A 17,170-nucleotide genomic window follows, 5' to 3' on the forward strand; every position below is an offset into this window, starting at 1 on the left:
TCGTCGGAGATTCTCGTCGCGCTTGCGGAGCTACTTCGGTGGCATCCGGATGCCGCCGTCCACTCGGATCACCTCGGCGTTCATGTACGAGTTGGTGACGAGCTCCTCGGCCATCGATGCCAGTTCGTCCGGCACACCGAGTCGCTTCGGGAACAGGACGCTCTCGCCGAGCTTCGCCTTGAACGCCTCCGACTCCGGGCCGGTGCCGTAGATCGGCGTATCGATCAGGCCCGGTGCGATGCAGTTGACGCGGACTCCGACCGCCGACAGGTCACGCGCCACCGGCAGGGTCATGCCGACCACACCGCCCTTGGACGACGAGTACGCGGCCTGGCCGATCTGACCGTCGAACGCCGCGACCGACGCGAGGTTCACGATCGCGCCACGTCCCCCGTTCTCGTCCGGCTCGTTGCGGCTCATCGCAGTCGCTGCGAGCCGCACCGCGTCGAAGGTGCCGATCAGGTTGATCGAGATGACCTTCTTGTACAGATCCAGATCGTGCGCCGACGAGAATTCGCCGTCGCGGCCGATCGTGCGCTGCGCCCAGCCGATGCCGGCGGAGTTGACCAGGGCCTTCAGCGGGCCGAGTTCGACGGCCTTGGCGATGGCCGCCTCGATCTCCTCGGTGCTGGTGACGTCGACCTTGACGAACGCGCCGCCGATCTCCGACGCCAGTGCCTGGCCGTCGTCTTCCTTGAGGTCGGCTACGACGACCTTGGCGCCGCGCTTGGCGAGCCGACGGGCCGTCGCCGCACCGATGCCCGATGCGCCGCCGGTAACGATTGCACTTGCTCCAGTGAGTTCCATGTTCGAGAGCTTAGCTGCTCGGTGACGGCGACCACAGACCCGGGTGGAACACGTTCTAGTGAACTTTCCCACACGGTGGGAGCGTGCTCGGCCTGCCGGATGCGAATGGGCATCGGTACGCCGGCTTCGCTCATTTGCAGTTGACCACCGGTTGCGGATCGTATTCGACATTGCGGGTGTGACGCGAGATCTCGGCTCCCGTGCGGTGATCGGAGATGATCCGGGTGTCGGACGACGTGAAGCCCGGGCCACCGCTGCTCGGCACGCAGTTGTCGCCTTCGGGCAGTGTCATCTTCTCGGGCTGGGTCTGGTTGCTCCGCGATCCGGTCACCGACTCCACATCGCGCGTCTTGGTGCTCCACATCCGGACCGTGACGCTCGACGGCGACCACAGGGTCTCGATGTAGACGCCGTAATCGGTGTTGTTCCGGAAGGCCAGGTCGATGGCTCCCTCGAACACCGTCGCCTCCCTCGCCTCCGGGTACCGCGAGATGTAGTAGTTGTGCTCGGTGTGGTCGACGTCCTCGAGGCCGGCGAAGTACGCGGCGTTGTAGAGCGTGGTGGCGAACTGCGAGATACCGCCGCCCACCGCTTTGGCGGGGCGTCCGTGGTCGATGATTCCGGAGTCGACGTACCCCTGCGGAGTACCGCGGTGACCGGTGTAACCGTTCAGCGAGAACGTCTCCCCCGGCAGGACGACCGCGCCGTCGACCGTATCGGCGACGATCCGGATGTTGGTTCCCGACGGTCCGCTGAAGTCGCCGGTGGTGAACTCCGAGACGACTTCCTTCACGCCGAGCTGGTGCGCCCGCTTGGTGGTGACCTCGGGTCGCTTGAGCGTGTACGGCAGCTTGCCGGTCCGCTCGCCGTCTCTCGGCGCGGTCTCGGCGATCAGCTCCGCCGCCTTCTTCCAGTCGACGCGGGCGCCGACCTGCGCGGGCACCACCGTCGGGGAGCCTCCCGAGAACTCGAAGGTCGCATTCACCGGCTCCGACTCCGTCGGCGCCGTGCGGTCACCGAGAACCTTCTTCGCCTCCTTCGACTTCACGTGCGGCTTCAGCCCGCCCTTGCCGTCGGGGACGTACGAGACCAGTCGGCCCAGATCGTGAGGCGACACCCGCAGGTCATCACCGCGACCGTCGAGCGTGAGCGCCGACGCCGTGACGTTCTGCGCATCGCCGTCCAGTGTCTGCTGCACGACCTCATGGGACACCGACGGCGCGAAGGGCTCCATCGCCAGATCGATCGGGCCACCGGCGAGCCAGTTGTCCTCGACGGCGACGCGCGCCTTGTCGCGGTCCACTCGCATGCCCTTCTTGGGGAAGTCACCGACGGCTTCCGTGCCCCGGAAGTGCACGCCGCCTTCGACGGCAGCCTTCTCCAGGGTCTTCTTCTCGTCGTCCAGCGCCTCGTCGAAGGAACTGCGGTCGATGCGAACGACAGGCGCGACATCGCGCTTGATCCCCAGCATCCCGGCCAATCGCGTGACCGGGTTCTTCGGCTGTTCTTTGAGTCGCTCCATGGTGGCGTCGACGTCGAATCTGGCGCCGAGCTCCGCAGGATCGATCTTCGCGGTTCCGGACGAGGTGCGCAGCGTGATCCGGCCATGGGAGACGACCGACAGTTTGGACAGTTCGTGGCGCGCCTGAGCGTCGGTCAGGTTACCCAGCTCGAACTCGGCGATCCGGACACCGTGGGCGGTCTTGCCGTATCCCACGGCGTAATCGACGGCGAAGGCCATCGCTGCGAGCATGACCGCGGCGAGCACTCCTCGCACGATCCAGCCCATTGCGCCCATCCGGCGCTCACGTTTTCTGGTCACAGCAGGTTGATCATATGCAATAGAAAAGACTCCGGCTGAACCGCCGGGTCGGGGGTCTGGCGGTTCAGCCGGAGCTACCTGGTTTATAGGTTCCCCCGCTGGCGACGTTACACATGCCGCGAGGGAATTTTTCCACTCTGTTCACGGCAACCGGAATGACCCGTGAAATTGCTGGTGAGAGGCGGTATTACCGCGACTCGCGCACAGGTCCGAGCTCCCCTGTCGGGCCGGAATACGCGCGTTCCCCGGCCCCGGGGAGCACCCGGGCCGGGGAACGTCAGCGAATCACCACCCGCGCACATGCGGATGGCACCGACTGGAAGATCAGCCTTCGACGATCGCCGTGACGCCCTGGCCACCGGCAGCGCAGATCGAGACGAGGGCGCGGCCCCCGCCGTTCTCCTTGATCTGCTTCGCGGCCTGCGCGATGATCCGGCCGCCGGTCGCGGCGAACGGGTGGCCCGCCGCCAGCGACGAACCGTTCACGTTCAGCTTGCTGCGGTCGATGGAGCCGAGCGCCTTGTCGAGGCCGAGACGCTCACGGCAGTACTCGTCCGACTCGAATGCGGCGAGAGTGCTCAGCACCACCGAGGCGAATGCCTCATGGATCTCGTAGAAGTCGAAGTCCTGGAGGGAGAGGCCGTTGCGCTCCAGCAGGCGCGGGATCGCGTAGGTCGGCGCCATCAGCAGCCCGTCGGGGCCGTTCACGTAGTCGACTGCAGCCGTCTCGGTGTCGACCAGGTAGGCCAGCACCGGAAGCTTCTTCTCGGCGGCGTACTCGTCGCTGGCGAGCAGCACGGTCGACGCACCGTCGGTGAGCGGGGTCGAGTTGCCCGCGGTCATCGTCGCGTCACCCAGGCTCACGCCGAAGACCGGCTTGAGCGTGCCGAGCTTCTCCACCGAGGAGTTGGGACGCAGGTTCTCATCACGGGTGAGGCCGTTGAACGGTGTGACCAGGTCGTCGAAGAAGCCGCGGTCGTACGCCGCACCCATCTTCTGATGGCTGGCTGCCGCGAGCTCGTCCTGATCGGCGCGCTTGATCCCGAATTCCTTGGCGGTGATGGCGGCGTGATCGCCCATCGACATACCGGTGCGGGGCTCGCCGTTCTGCGGGATCTCGATGCCGAGCTTGGGTGCGAGCCCGAGAGCGGCCTTGATGCGGTCAGCGGTGCTCTTGGCCCGGTTGACCTCGAGGAGCTGACGACGAAGGTCGTCGGAGACGGCGATCGGGGCGTCCGACGTGGTGTCCACGCCACCGCCGACGGCGACGTCGTAACGGCCGTTCGCGATGCCGTCGGACACGGCCGCGATTGCCTGCAGTCCGGTGCCGCACGCCTGCTGGAGGTCGAATGCCGGGGTGTACGCCGACAGGCTCGACCCGAGAACCGACTCGCGGATGAGGTTGAAGTCGCGCGAGTGCTTGAGGACTGCGCCGCCCGCGACCATGCCGAGCCGCTCGCCCTGCAGGTTGAAGCGGCTGACGAGGCCTTCGAGCGCCGCGGTGAACATCTCCTGGTTGCTCACGGTCGCGTAGCCGCGATCCTGACGAGCGAACGGGATGCGGTTTCCGCCGAGGATGGCGACCGGACGCGGCTTGCGCGGTTCGGGCTTACGGGGCGTGTACGAGGCCACTGGGATCTCCTGTGTGAAAGCGGCAGCGCCGGAGAGCCCTGCCTGTTGGGACCGTTTCTTGTCATCATTCTTACTCCAGAGTAAGTTCGTTGTCGACCCCGGTGACCGGGGCGAGCACGGTGATCCGGGCTGTATCCGCGGAGCATGGTGCGACGACGCCGTAGATTGTGCGGCGAACGTCACATCACGCAGCGGTACCCACCTGATCGGCATCCGCTTACGGTCACCACACAGGTACCGACTCGAAAAGTATTCGACCCATTGAAGGAGTCCGTCGTGGCAGGCAGCACTGACCTCTACTCATCGTTCGTGAACTCCGGCCCGGGCGGCTTCATCGCCGGCCAGCTCGGTCTTCCCCAGCCGCCGCACCTGCGCCGCTACTCGCCGTCGAAGGCGCCGCTGGGCGGTCCCGTGCAGTTGGGCGGCTCCGGTCGCCTCGTCGAGCCGATCCGCGAGATCCTCACCGCAGGCTCGGACTACCAGGTGGTGGAGAACAACACCACCGGCCGCGGCGCAGACAAGCTCGGGGCCGCCGTCTTCGACGCGACCGGCATCAGCAACCCGGCCGAGCTGCGCCAGCTCTTCGAGTTCTTCACGCCGATCATGCGCTCCACCGGGAACTCGGCACGCTTCGTCGTCCTGGGCACCACCCCCGAGCTCACGAAGAACCCCGACGAGCAGGTCGCGCAGCGTGCCCTCGAGGGCTTCACCCGCTCGCTGGGCAAGGAGCTCCGCAACGGAGCGACCGCTCAACTCGTGTACGTCTCCCCGAAGGCCAAGACCGGCCTGTCGGGTCTCGAGTCGACGCTCCGCTTCCTCCTCTCCGGCAAGTCGGCGTACGTCGACGCCCAGGTGATCCGCGTCGGCGATGCCGAGGGCGCACCGGTCGAGAACTGGGACAAGCCGCTCGCAGGCAAGGTCGCTCTGGTCAGCGGTGCCGCCCGCGGCATCGGCGCCACCATCGCCGAGGTCCTGGCCCGTGACGGCGCCCACGTCATCGCCGCCGATATCCCGGCTGCGGGCGAGGCGCTGAGCGAGACCGCCAACAAGGTCGGTGGCACCGCACTGCCGCTGGACGTGACCGCTCCGGACGCAGGCGCACGCATCGCCGAGCACGTGCTCGAGCGCCACAACGGTCTGGACATCATCGTCAACAACGCCGGCATCACCCGCGACAAGCTGCTCGCCAACATGGACGACGGCCGCTGGGACTCGGTCATCGGCGTCAACCTGATCGCGCCGCAGACCCTGGTCAACGAGCTCGTCGAGCGCAAGGCCCTGAACAAGGGCGGCGCCGTCGTCGACGTCTCGTCGATCGCGGGCATCGCGGGCAACCGCGGCCAGACCAACTACGGCACCTCGAAGGCGGGCGTCATCGGGCTGGTCGACGCCTACGCTCCGGTCCTCGCCAAGGTGGGCATCACCATCAACGCCGTCGCACCGGGCTTCATCGAGACCGCCATGACCGCAGCCATCCCGCTGGCCACGCGTGAGGCCGGTCGCCGCATGAACTCGATGCAGCAGGGCGGCCAGACCGTCGACGTCGCCGAGACCGTCGCCTACTTCGCCAACCCGGCGTCGAACGCGGTCACCGGCAACGTGGTCCGCGTCTGCGGCCAGAGCCTGCTGGGTGCCTGATGAGCACTGTCACGCTCACCAGCCTCCCCGGCAGCGCCGAGATCTACCCGAAGGCCGTCGGCGCCATGCTGCCGGTCGTGGGCAAGCCTGCGCGCGTCGAGCCGGACGCGGTGGTTCCCGACACCGTCTACCGGATCGAGAACGTCCAGGTCGATCGAGGCCGTCTCGCGCAGTACTGCCACGCAACCGGACTCCCGTACGGTGATCAGCTCCCGCTGACCTACCTGTTCGTGCTCCAGTTCCCGCTGGCGATGACGTCCATGGTCGATCCGAAGTTCCCGTTCGGAGCGGTCGGCTCAGTGCACGTCGAGAACACGATCGAGCGTTTCCGCGAGATCGGCGTCGACGAGTCGCTGACGATCGAGACCCATGCGGAGAACCTGCGCGAGCACCGCAAGGGCATGCTCATCGACATGGTCTCGGAGTTCTTCGTGGGCACCGAGCGCGTCGCGGTGCAGACGTCGACGTTCCTCAAGCAGCAGCGCACGAGCCTGTCCGGCGAGGAGCGAGGCCCGGCCCCCAAGGAAGCCGTCCCGGCACCGCCGAGCCGTCTGATCTCCGTCGACCTCGGTCTCATCCGCAAGTACGCGGAGGCGTCCGGCGACCGGAACCCGATCCACATGGCCGACCTGAGCGCCAAGGCCTTCGGCTTCAGCGGCGCCATCGCGCACGGAATGTGGTCCGCGGCAACGGCGCTCGCGAACATCGAGGCTAAGCTGCCCGGCTCGGTCAGCTACTCGGTCAAGTTCGGCAAGCCGATCATGCTGCCCGCCAAGGTGAACGAGTACGTGAACCAGAAGGACGGGAACGAGGGCTTCGACGTCTCGATCCTGAACCGCCGCAAGGGCTACCCGCACTTGACGGCAACGGTCCGCCCGCTCGGCTGACCACCGCTCGACGACAGATGCGCCGCCCGTGATTCACGGGCGGCGCATCTGTCATTGCTCGGCAGTTCTGCTCGCATCGCCAACACGTATGCAGCTCGCACCAGGCCATGACGCCCCAGTCGTGACATCTAGGGGTCGGTGATGCGGGGTCACTCAGGCGGAATGGCCGATCCGACACCGCGAAGGCCACGCCAGGTGATACCCAGGAGCAGCTCGGTGGCCGTTTCCAGGTCGACGTCACCCGCAGAGATGCGGTCGGCGACGGCCTCACCGGCGCCGACGATGGCGACGGCGGTCAACTCGAAGTCGATGTCTCCCGCGCTGTCGACGGTGGTGCCGCGACGGATGAGGTCCGTGACCATCTCGGTGATGCTCCGGCGAGCGTCCTCGACGATGTGCGTGAAGCCGGTGGCGCCGGCCGCCACGCGGTACAGCACCCGCCAGGACTGCGAGTGCTCGTGAACGTAGCGGAGGAACTCGCGGACCAGCGTCCGCGCCTGGTCCCGCTGCCGCATGTCCGGATCGAATCCGGCGCTCATCGCGTCCATGAACCGTCCTGACTCACGGGACATGCAGGCACTGAAGAGCTCGTCCTTCGAGCCGTAGTACAGATACAGCATCGGTTTGGAGATACCGGCCTTGGCCGCGATCGCATCCATGGAGCTGTCCGAGAAACCGTGCTCGGCGAACACGGCGATGGCCGCGTCCAACATCTGCTGTTCCCGGACTGCACGGGGCAGTCGCTTCGTCCCGCTCGCCATGCTTTCAACTTACCATCGAGTAAGTTGATCAGCAGTCGATGACGCCCTTGGATCGCAGCACGCGGGTCACGGACTCGTCGACGCGCTTGCGGGACAGCTTCTTGCTCTTGACGGCCTTCTCCAGTGAGTCCAGCACCGACGTCACCTCGTCGGTGCTCAACCACAGCGCGATGTCCGACCCCGCATTGAGCGCCTTACGCGCCGCGATCTCGATCGGATACTTCTCGCTGATGGCCTTCATCCCCGACAGGTCGTCGGAGAATACGAGGCCGTCGAACTTCGGACCGCCGTAACGGGCGCCCTTGCGCAGCATGCCGATCGCTGCGGGACTGATGCTCGACGGGGTCTCCGGTCCGGTCAGCCCGGGAACGATCAGGTGTCCGACCATCACGGCCGCTGTGCGCGGGTTCCTGAGCAGGTCCTTGAACGGCACCAGGTCGTCGGCGATCAAGTCGTCGAGCGGGGGTGTGCGGACGGTACCGGTATGTGAATCGCCCGACCCGTGACCGTGTCCGGGAAAGTGCTTGTAGACCGGGGTGATCCCGGCGTCTTCGAGTCCCTTGGCGAATGCGCCCGCGTACTCGACCACCTTCTGCGGGTCGTTCGAGAATGAGCGGTCACCGATGACCTCGTCATCGGACTCGTCACTCACATCCGCGGATGGAGCGAAGTCGACCGTGATCCCGAGCCGCTTCATCTTCCGGCCGGCATCGCGCGCCAGCTCCCGCACCTGTTCCGGAGTCTTCGCCTTCGCCATGGTGCGCGCCGAAGGCAGGTCGATCCCGAGATCGGCGAGGCGACTCACCCGGCCGCCCTCCTGGTCGACGGTCACCATGAGCGGATACTTCTGCTGCTCCGACAGCTTCTTGACCGAACCGCTGGAGAGCATCGAGAGGTCGCTCCAACTGCCGACGAACACACCGCCGATGTGCTCGCGCTTCACCACCTGGCGGGCGTCGGCTGCATCGGTCACGCCGACCACCAGCAGCTGAGCGAGCTTGTCCCGTAAGGTCATCGCCTTCACCTCGGAAGCTCCGCAGCGCTCGGGCTCCGAGGTCGGGGCAGCCGACGAGGTCGACGAATGCGAGTCCGGCGAACTGGCCGCGACCGACGGGCTGGACGACGACGCCGTGGTCGTCTCGGAACCGCCGCATGCGGCGACTGACAGCAGACTCGCGGCGGCGAGAACGGCCACGGTACGACGAGGTGCACGCATGCCCCCAGTCTTGCATGGCGGGATCGGCGAAGTGGGATGGTACTTTTGCAGGCATGGTTCGCGACCGGTTGATCTATGGTGCCGTCGCCGCTGTCGCCGGCATCGTCGTCGGCATCGGCGGCGTATTCGTCGGCGGCGTCCTCGCTTCGGAGACGAAGCCGGCGACCGATGTGAACAGCTTCAACGGTCAGGACGGTTTCGTTCAAGGATCTGTCGAGTACGGATCCCGTGGCGGCTCTGAGAGCGACAACTCCTAAGCGGGTCTGGTGACCCCGCCCCAGGCCTGCTCATGAGCCCCGACCGGCTCCTCTCACGACGCGGCACCCTGTACGCCGCACTCGTCTTCGCTCTCCTGTCCTTCTGGCAGGCCCCCGGCAGGATCTCGCCGGACACCAAACTCGACCTCACCGCCGATCCGATCGGATTCCTGAGCCGCGCTGCCCACCTGTGGTCGCCGACGCTGCCGATGGGACAGATCCAGAATCAGGCCTACGGCTACTTCTTCCCCCACGGCGCGTTCTTCGCCGCCGGACAGCTCCTCCACCTCCCCCCGTGGATCACTCAGCGCCTGTGGTGGGCCATTCTGCTCACCGTCGGTTTCATCGGCGTCATCCGAGTGGCCGAAGCCCTCCGGATCGGTTCGTTCGGCTCTCGGCTCGTCGCCGGTGCGGTCTTCGTCCTGTCCCCGCGTGCGATCACCACGCTGGGCACCATCTCGTCGGAGACGCTCCCGCTGATGCTCGCCCCGTGGGTGCTGCTCCCGGTGATCCGTGCTCTAGACGGCGCCTCCGGCCGTCCGCTGTGGCGGGAGGCAGCGCGTTCCGCGTGCGCGGTCGCGCTGATGGGAGCGGTGAACGCGGTGGCCACCGCCGCGGCCGTCGCGGTCGCGGTCGGATGGTGGATCGCGGTCATCGCGACATGCGATGCACAACGTCGACGGCGGGGCCTGCTGTTCGGCGGGTGCTGGGCGGTCGGGCTGGCCGCAGCCTGCCTGTGGTGGGTGATTCCATTGCTGATGCTGGCGCGGGTGTCACCGCCTTTCCTCGACTTCATCGAATCCGCCCAGGTGACCACCGAGTGGACGTCCCTGACCGAGGTGCTGCGCGGCACATCGTCGTGGACGCCGTTCGTCTCCGGCGAACGCGCAGCGGGCGCCGTACTGGTCTCCGAATCGGCGGCCGTCGTCGCCACGGGAATCCTGGCGGCCGCGGGCCTGGCGGGTCTCGCCATGCGCGGCATGCCGCATCGGCGACGCTGGGTGACGCTCCTGGTGGTGGGACTCATCGCGATCTGTCTCGGCTACCCGGGCGCACTCGGGTCCCCGATCGCCGACACGGTGCGCGCATTCCTCGACGGCGGCGGAGCCGCGTTGCGCAACGTCCACAAGTTCGATCCGCTCATCCGGCTCCCGCTGGTCCTCGGAATCGGCCATCTGCTGGCCCGGGTGCCGGTGCGATCGCTGCTGTCAGCGCCGTCGAAGGCCAACGGGTGGGGCCGCCCTGCCGCCGCGGCGGTAGTCGTCGTGACCGCGGCGTTCGGCGCGGGATCCCTCGCATGGACCGGCGGGCTGGCACCGTCATCGAGCTATTCGGCGATCCCCGGTTACTGGGAGCAGACCGCGGACTGGCTCGACGAGAACGCAGGCGACTCCCGCGCGCTCGTCGTTCCCGGCGCACCGTTCGCCGACCAGTTATGGGGGCTGACGCGCGACGAGCCGCTGCAAGCCCTGTCGTCGAAGCCATGGGCCGTCCGGGACGCGATCCCGCTGACGCCGCCCGGAGCCATCCGCGCGATGGACTCGGTGGAGCGCGCGTTGGTCTCGGGTCGGGGCTCGGCAGCGCTGGCCGACACCCTCGCCCGGCAGGGGTTCGGCTACGTCGTGCTCCGTGCCGACCTCGACCCGTCGACGTCCCGGTCGGCGCGGCCGATCGTGGTCGCCGATGCGCTCGATCGCTCGCCCGGCGTCTCGGCAGTCGCCCGGTTCGGCCCGATGGTCGCACCGCCGACTGTGCCCGGCGTCGTCACCGACGAGGGCCTGCGCCCGAAGATGCCCGCGGTGACCGTCTACCGAGTCGGTGAGAGCAGCGGCACCGGCCCCCGGCTCACTCCGCTCGACGAGGTGCCTCGCGTCAGCGGCGGCCCCGAGTCCCTTGCCGCGATCGACGAGGCTCGCGTCCTCGGCGGACGGGAGCCGCTCGGGACCTCGTTGCTCACAGCCGACGCTCGCCGCGCCGGCCTGGGCGACGGCCGCGGCCTCACGGTCACCGACACTCCCGCCGACCGCGAGACCGATTTCGGTCGAGTCGACGACCATTCGTCCGCGATCCGGTCCGCAGGTGATCCCCGACTGACGAAGAACGCCGTTCCCGACTACCCCGTCGCCGACACCCCACTCGTCCGCGGACAGTGGCTCCTCAACAACGAGCCCGGTCAAGTGCGGGTCACGTCGTCCGGTTCGGCCGCCGACGCCACACAACCCGGCCGGACGTCGCCGGCCGCATCGACGGCGGCCGCATTCGACGGCGACCCCGGGACCGCCTGGGTGAGCCGCGGACTCGAGTCGGCGGTCGGCCGGTGGATGGCACTCGAGTTCACCGAGCCGCGCCGCAACCTGGCTCTCACGGTGACGACTGCGGAGGCGATCGGTCCCGACGTCACCACGTTGCTCGTCACCACGGACGCGGGCAGTACCGTCGCGCAGGGTGTCGAACCCGGCGAGCCGACTCGCATCGTCGCACCGGCCGGGCCCACCAAGCGGGTGGAGATCCGTGCGATCCGGGCCGCCGACGGGCGGGCGGGCGATCAGTTCTCACTCGCCGACGTCCAGCTCTCCGATGCGACGACCGATCTGGACTACTCGGTGCGTCACCGGGTGGTCCTTCCGCAACTCGACGCCGCCGACCGGGTGCACGCCTGGGTGCTGAGCAACGAGCTGGGCACGCAGCCCGACTGCGTGACGCGCGGTGACCGTGTGCGGTGCGCACCCGCGCTGGGCGCGAGCGCCGAATCGCCCGCCGTGTTCAGCCGCACCTTGTCGGTGCCGTCGGAGACCCGTGTGACTCCGACGGTGGTGCTGCGCCCCGCATCGGGCGGAGCTCTGTCCGACCTGCTGACGCGCGCCGGATCGGTGACGGCGGACGGCCCGTCGAATGTGGCGGATCCGCGAGGCAGCGCGGCGGCGGCGGTCGACGGCGACCCCGGCACCGTGTGGACGGCGCCGGAGACCCCCGCCACCACACGCGGGAAGAAGACGAAGAAGCCGTCGCTCACCATGCGGCTACCTGCGGAGCAGGAGGTGTCTTCGTTGCACCTGACCAGCCCCGACGACTACCCGGCGCGGCCGACCAAGGTGACCGTCGACCTGGGCGATGGCCCGCAGAAGGTCACGGTCGGCAGCGACGGCACGGTCCCGCTGCGTTCGGCTCGCACCGATCACATCACGCTGACGGTCGACGCGACCGCCGACTTGATCGACGTCAACGATCTCGGGTTCGCGCGCCAGTCCCCCGCCGGAATCGCCGAGATCGAGGTCCGGCCGACGATTCCGACGCCGCAGACCGATCTGGACCGTCCCATCTCGATCGGCTGCGGCACCGACGGTGACGGTCCGCTCGGGATCGGATTGTCGGCATCCGGTCAGCTTCATCGCCTGCAGGTGTCGACCACCGCCCGTTCCCTGCGCAACGGTGACCCGATCCTCGCGCACCCCTGCTCCGGGGAGTCGCTGAGTCTCGGCGCCGGTGAGCAGGAGGTGTCGGTGAACCCGGGCGACGCCTTCTCCGTGCAGTCGGTGGAACTGAGCACCGACGCTCCCGACACCGTCGGCACTCATGCACCAGCTCGCACCGGACGGTGGGACTCGACGCACCGTGAGGCCATCGTCGACGCCGCCGACACCGCGCGCCTGCTGTCGGTTCCGGAGAGCACGAACAGCGGCTGGCACGCCCGACTGCACGGCCGGGAACTCGACCCTGTCGTGGTGAACGGCTGGCAGCAGGGCTGGGTCCTCCCCGCCGGTGCTGCGGGCACGGTCGCGCTCACCTTCGACCTCGACTCCCCGTATCGGTGGGCCCTCCTGGGCGGCGCCCTGCTTCTCGTCGCCCTGTTCGCGGCAGCCTGGCTTCCGCTCCGCACCGGGCGATTCTCGCGATGGTTGAGCGAACGTCATCCGCGTCCCCGCTGGTTGAGCGAGCACGGCCCCTCACGCCGGATAGACGAACGCGGCACCCTTTCTCGCTGGTTGAGCGAGCACGGCCCCTCACGCCGGATAGACGAACGCGGCGCTCTTCCTCGCTGGTTGAGCGAGCGCAGCGAGTCGAAACCGACCGCACCCACCGCCCGAACCTGGCCGACCCGGAGGGTCGCCGTCACCGGTGCCGTCGCCGGACTGGTCGCCGCCTGGCTCCTCGCCGGATGGTGGGGCGCGGCAGCCGCCGTACTGGTCGGATCGGTCGTGGCGCGTTCGTCTCCGACGACGCGGGTCGTTCTGTCGTTCGGTGCGATGACGACGGCCACCGTCGCACTCGCCACGGGCCCGTGGCATTCGGGCACCGAGTACGCCGGATACGACGTGCTACCGCAGTTGGCAGCACTGATCGCCGTGTCGGCGACCGTGGCGTCGACGCTCTTCGGACCGCGGTCGGCCGACTGACGCCCCTCCGGACCCGTACTGCGAAGCTCGGCGTCCTCAGTCGCCATCGAGGGAGTGCGCCCCCTCGGCTACCCGTGACCGGACTGACCTTCGGTCACGCGGCGATCACTCAGCAGGCGACAGTTCGGCTTCAGCCCGCCGCCGCTTCTCGCGCCGTGACAGGGCTCGCCTGCACGGCTCCTCGAGGAATATGTAGCTGGCCGCGGAGACGGGCACGGTGATGACGACGGTCAACAGCCAGATCGCCACGAAACGACCGGCGAACGCCGGAATCCCGAACAGTCCGAACATCGACGTGAGCACGGCGACGTGCCAGATGAAGATGCCGTATGACCACCGTCCGAGAGCGGCCATCACCGGCGACTCGAGGAACCGGAAGCGGTCATCGCGGAGCACGAGCGGTGCCAGGACCGCGTAGGCGGCGATGCCGCCGAGGAGCATCTTCGCGGCGTACTGCGGGTCGTTCATCGGGGCGAGCCCCACCGGTCCCGCCAGCGGAGTCGACGCCAGGCAGTAGGCGATCACGACGATGCCGAGCATCGCCGGACGGTTCGACGACCAACGGATCAGCCGCGAGTCCGCACTGACCGCTCCGGTTCGCACTGCCGCGACGATCTCGGCGAGAACGAGTCCGCCGGCGAACCACGGGAGGTGCCCGAACACCCAGTTCTTGCCCTCCACGCCGTCGGCGAGCGGCAGTACGTTCACCGCCCAAGCCCAGGTGAGGCTGACGGCCGAGATCCCGAGGATCAGCGGCACGCGGTAGCGGGCGCGGCGCCCGCGCAGTGCGACGATCGCGTAGCCCGCGATCGGCAGCAGCAGGTAGAAGGCCACCTCGACGGACAGGCTCCACATCTGAGTGAGACCGGGAGCCAAGGTGAGCGGCACGAACACCTGGGTCAGTGTGAGGTTCGCCAACCACACCGTGAGCGACGAGTCGCGTGCCTGCGGCAGCAACAGCAGCACGACGATCACCACAACTGCGTATGCAGGCCAGATCCGGACGAATCGATGCTTCAGATAGCGGGTCACATCCGGCGGCGACGCGTCGGCGTCGTGTGCGGCGGAAGCGTACGGCCGCCAGAGCAGAAAGCCGCTGAGCGCGAAGAACAACGCGACGGCCAGGTCGAGCCTGCCCAGCAACGGCCCGATCACCGGCCAGTCGAGTGACGCCGTCTGGAACGCGACGTGCGTGGTGAGGACACCGAGCGCAGCCACGGCACGCATGCCTTCGAGTTGCGGATAGAAGCGTCTGGCCGGTGCCTGCGCGCCTGTCATGTGTGGGCCTTCATGTCGCGGTCCAATGTAGTCGCACCGATACAGTCGACGGCATGCCCGAGAACCCGTCACCGCGTTTCAGCACGCGCGACCTCCTGGCTCCGACGGCCTTGTTCCTCGGCGCGCTCCTGCTCGCGGGCGCCTTCGCGCTGGGTCCGATCATCGCCTCCGGCTTGAAGAAGGTGCCCCTCGACATCGACGCAGCCTGGGTCGCCGACGGCTCGGACGGCTCCCGGGTCCTGGACCGCTGCTCCATCGGCGAGCCGAGAGCCCGCGTCCTCGAGGCGCAGGTGCAGCAGCACCGGCGGATCGTCGCCGTCCGCCCCGCCGATTCGGATGAGGTCACGCTTCAGGCCGGCACGTCACTCGGTGTGAGCGAGTACACGGTGGACGGGAGATCAGTCGAGGCGAAGGACGTGTGCGGCGAGGAGACTCTCGCGGCCACCATCGACCGGGTGACCGTCGATCGTTCGACGGCGCTCCCCACCGGCGGTGCGTCCGAGGTTCTGTACGACGATCAGAAGGGCGCAGTCCCCATACCGGACCGAAATGCCTTCACCTATCTACTGCCCTACGGCTTCCAGACTTCCGCGCCCCGGTACTTCGATGTGCCGACCCGGCAGCGGGTTCCGCTGCAGCGCGAGGGAACGGCCACTGTCGACGGGCGCGAGACCGTGCATTTCGTGGCCGATGTGCCCGACACCGACCTGTCCAGATTCGACTCCCGCGCCATCCTCACGCGTCCCGCTTCCTGGTTCGGCTCGTTCCGCGGTGTGCCCCCGGAGGAACCGCTCACCGCGACGCTGCACCACTCCTCGAGGCGGGATCTCTTCGTGGACGCCGAGACAGGCGTCATCGTGGACGAACGCGTCGCGATCACGGAGGACTACCGGTTCGCTCCGGACGTGGCGGAACGTTTCCCTGAACTGCACGATTTCCGGCTGACCAACGTCGACACGACCCTGACCGGCGATCAGCAGAGCCGGACCGAGGCCGCCGACGCCGCATCCGCCCGGGAGTGGCCCGTCACCCTGACCGAACTGATCCTGCCGATCGTGTTCGGCGTCCTCGGCGCGTGCGCCCTGATCGTGGGAGTCGTGGTCACGCTCCGCGATCGCCGCGCACGCAGCGACGGGGACTAGTCCGCCGGCCGGTCGCCTCACCCTGCGCGAGTGCCGATGCATCCGAACGAGCACACGACGCACCTACTCGATCAGCGAACGAGAGGACTCGCCCGCTCGATCTGAAGAGGTGCGCGATGCCACGGCCAGCCACGTGCCCGTGGCTGCCACCGCACACGCCGCCGAACCTGTGGCGATGACCGCAAGGCCGAGCACGGAGTCCGCGACCGTGAGAATGAGCGTCACCTCCACGATCAGCACGACGAATGCCGGGGCCGCACCTCGCGCCCGGTTCCTTGCGATCGCGGCGAGCAGCATCAACTGCAGGACCGCGAGAAGTGCACCGGTCAACGCGAACAGCCAGATCAGTCCTGCCACCGGCCGATAGTCCGCCGGGATCACCGCAGGAACCAGCGATCCGGCGGCTGCGGCCACGGTGACGACGAACCCGATCGTGGCCAGCACCACGACAGCCCGCCACAAGGCGGCCGCCGATCGCACTGGATCGGCCAGCCGCGGATAGACCATCACACCGATCGCCTGCGGCAGCCAGAATGCCGCCTTGGTGGCGACCGCCCCGAGCGAGTACAGGCCGGCGTCACCGGTGGACAGCACCGATCGGGACAGCAGCAGGTCGACGGACACCGCGACGATCATCACGAACTGCACGCCGGATGCCGCGAGTACGTCGGGAAGCGCGACCCTCGACACCGCGCCGGTGTCCTCCTGGTGGCCGCTTCGTGCAGCGATCGCGGCGACCACCAGTGCGGCGACCACCGTTCCGCCCGTTCCGGACAGCAACGCGCCGGTCGGGCCGGCACCCGCGACAACGGCGAGGACGACCGGCACCGAACGGAGCACACCGACCCCGGCGAGCACCCCGCCCAACGTGCCGAATCGCCCGGCGCCCTGGAGGAATCCCTGGCCGCCGGCGACCAACGCCAGAGGTGCGGCCCCGGCGATCGCCGCAGCAGTCGACGCGAGTCCGGTGTCGGCGAGCCGCATCATCACGCCGACGGCGAACACCGATCCGACCGCGACCACGAGTCCGACGACGCCGATCAGCTTCCACAACCGCGCCCGAGACGTTCCGGCGACGACCTCGCGTGCCACCACCGCCTGCAAAGCCAGCGCAGGCACCGACAGCACCAGCATCGCCGCGTTCAGCACCGAGAACTCGCCGAACCCGTCGGGGCCGAGCAGCCGGCTCGCCGGCACCTGCACCAGGTAGGCGAGGACGTTCGCGAGAAGGGTGCCGGCGGTCACCGAGCCGAGGGCCCGCACCGCGGAGGTAGCACCAACCATGCACACCAGTGTGCCGGTAGCCCCTTCGATAGACTGCATCGACTGTATTCAC

Annotated in this window: 12 protein-coding genes; 5 read left to right on the top strand and 7 right to left on the bottom strand. The window is 68.3% G+C overall.

Going from position 1 to position 17,170, the window contains the following annotated elements; all coding sequences use genetic code 11:
• Nucleotides 1-30 precede the first annotated feature (30 nt).
• From FO044_RS13930 to FO044_RS13940, 3 genes are all read right to left on the bottom strand, one after another.
• Nucleotides 31-807 carry an SDR family NAD(P)-dependent oxidoreductase gene (locus FO044_RS13930; RefSeq protein ID WP_132992457.1) on the bottom strand — a complete coding sequence of 259 codons (777 nt, stop codon included), beginning with the start codon at nucleotides 805-807 and terminating at the stop codon, nucleotides 31-33.
• Between the two features lie 130 nt (nucleotides 808-937).
• Entirely contained in the window at nucleotides 938-2,596 is a 1,659-nt protein-coding gene (locus FO044_RS13935; RefSeq protein WP_132993371.1) for a VanW family protein, read from the bottom strand.
• Nucleotides 2,597-2,953: 357 nt separating this feature from the next.
• Nucleotides 2,954-4,261 carry an acetyl-CoA C-acetyltransferase gene (locus tag FO044_RS13940; RefSeq protein WP_132992458.1) on the bottom strand — a complete coding sequence of 436 codons (1,308 nt, stop codon included), beginning with the start codon at nucleotides 4,259-4,261 and terminating at the stop codon, nucleotides 2,954-2,956.
• Nucleotides 4,262-4,537: 276 nt separating this feature from the next.
• Here FO044_RS13940 and FO044_RS13945 point away from each other — a divergent pair, with 276 nt between their 5' ends.
• Entirely contained in the window at nucleotides 4,538-5,899 is a 1,362-nt protein-coding gene (locus FO044_RS13945) for a 3-oxoacyl-ACP reductase (protein ID WP_132992459.1), read from the top strand.
• Nucleotides 5,896-6,786 (top strand): MaoC/PaaZ C-terminal domain-containing protein, encoded by an 891-nt coding sequence (locus FO044_RS13950; RefSeq protein WP_165943089.1) that lies wholly within the window; start codon nucleotides 5,896-5,898, stop codon nucleotides 6,784-6,786. Before FO044_RS13945 ends, FO044_RS13950 begins: the two co-directional genes overlap by 4 nt.
• 149 nt (nucleotides 6,787-6,935) lie before the next feature.
• On the opposite strand, the gene FO044_RS13955 is transcribed toward FO044_RS13950, so the two are convergent.
• Together FO044_RS13955 and FO044_RS13960 are read right to left on the bottom strand one after the other, a co-directional pair.
• Complete coding sequence (locus FO044_RS13955; RefSeq protein WP_132992461.1) at nucleotides 6,936-7,547, bottom strand: TetR/AcrR family transcriptional regulator; 612 nt, start codon at nucleotides 7,545-7,547, stop codon at nucleotides 6,936-6,938.
• Between the two features lie 28 nt (nucleotides 7,548-7,575).
• The gene (locus FO044_RS13960; protein ID WP_165943052.1) at nucleotides 7,576-8,763 is read right to left on the bottom strand and encodes a glycoside hydrolase family 3 N-terminal domain-containing protein; all 1,188 of its coding nucleotides are present in this window, start codon (nucleotides 8,761-8,763) and stop codon (nucleotides 7,576-7,578) included.
• A gap of 53 nt (nucleotides 8,764-8,816) precedes the next feature.
• Between FO044_RS13960 and FO044_RS13965 the strand changes: the two genes are divergently transcribed.
• Nucleotides 8,817-9,020, top strand: a complete 204-nt coding sequence (locus FO044_RS13965; protein ID WP_132992462.1) for a DUF2613 family protein — start codon at nucleotides 8,817-8,819, stop codon at nucleotides 9,018-9,020.
• Nucleotides 9,021-9,052: 32 nt separating this feature from the next.
• Complete coding sequence (locus FO044_RS13970) at nucleotides 9,053-13,414, top strand: DUF3367 domain-containing protein (protein ID WP_132992463.1); 4,362 nt, start codon at nucleotides 9,053-9,055, stop codon at nucleotides 13,412-13,414.
• A 105-nt stretch (nucleotides 13,415-13,519) separates the two neighbouring features.
• On the opposite strand, the gene FO044_RS13975 is transcribed toward FO044_RS13970, so the two are convergent.
• Nucleotides 13,520-14,692 carry an acyltransferase family protein gene (locus FO044_RS13975; protein WP_186290557.1) on the bottom strand — a complete coding sequence of 391 codons (1,173 nt, stop codon included), beginning with the start codon at nucleotides 14,690-14,692 and terminating at the stop codon, nucleotides 13,520-13,522.
• Between the two features lie 53 nt (nucleotides 14,693-14,745).
• Between FO044_RS13975 and pgfA the strand changes: the two genes are divergently transcribed.
• A complete protein-coding gene (gene pgfA, locus FO044_RS13980; RefSeq protein WP_132992464.1) occupies nucleotides 14,746-15,834 on the top strand; it encodes a cell envelope lipid trafficking protein PgfA in 1,089 nt (362 codons plus the stop codon).
• Nucleotides 15,835-15,897: 63 nt separating this feature from the next.
• On the opposite strand, the gene FO044_RS13985 is transcribed toward pgfA, so the two are convergent.
• Nucleotides 15,898-17,118, bottom strand: a complete 1,221-nt coding sequence (locus FO044_RS13985; protein WP_132992465.1) for a polysaccharide biosynthesis protein — start codon at nucleotides 17,116-17,118, stop codon at nucleotides 15,898-15,900.
• Between the last annotated feature and the right edge of the window lie 52 nt (nucleotides 17,119-17,170).

Source organism: Gordonia zhaorongruii (genome assembly GCF_007559005.1).
Classification (GTDB): domain Bacteria; phylum Actinomycetota; class Actinomycetes; order Mycobacteriales; family Mycobacteriaceae; genus Gordonia; species Gordonia zhaorongruii.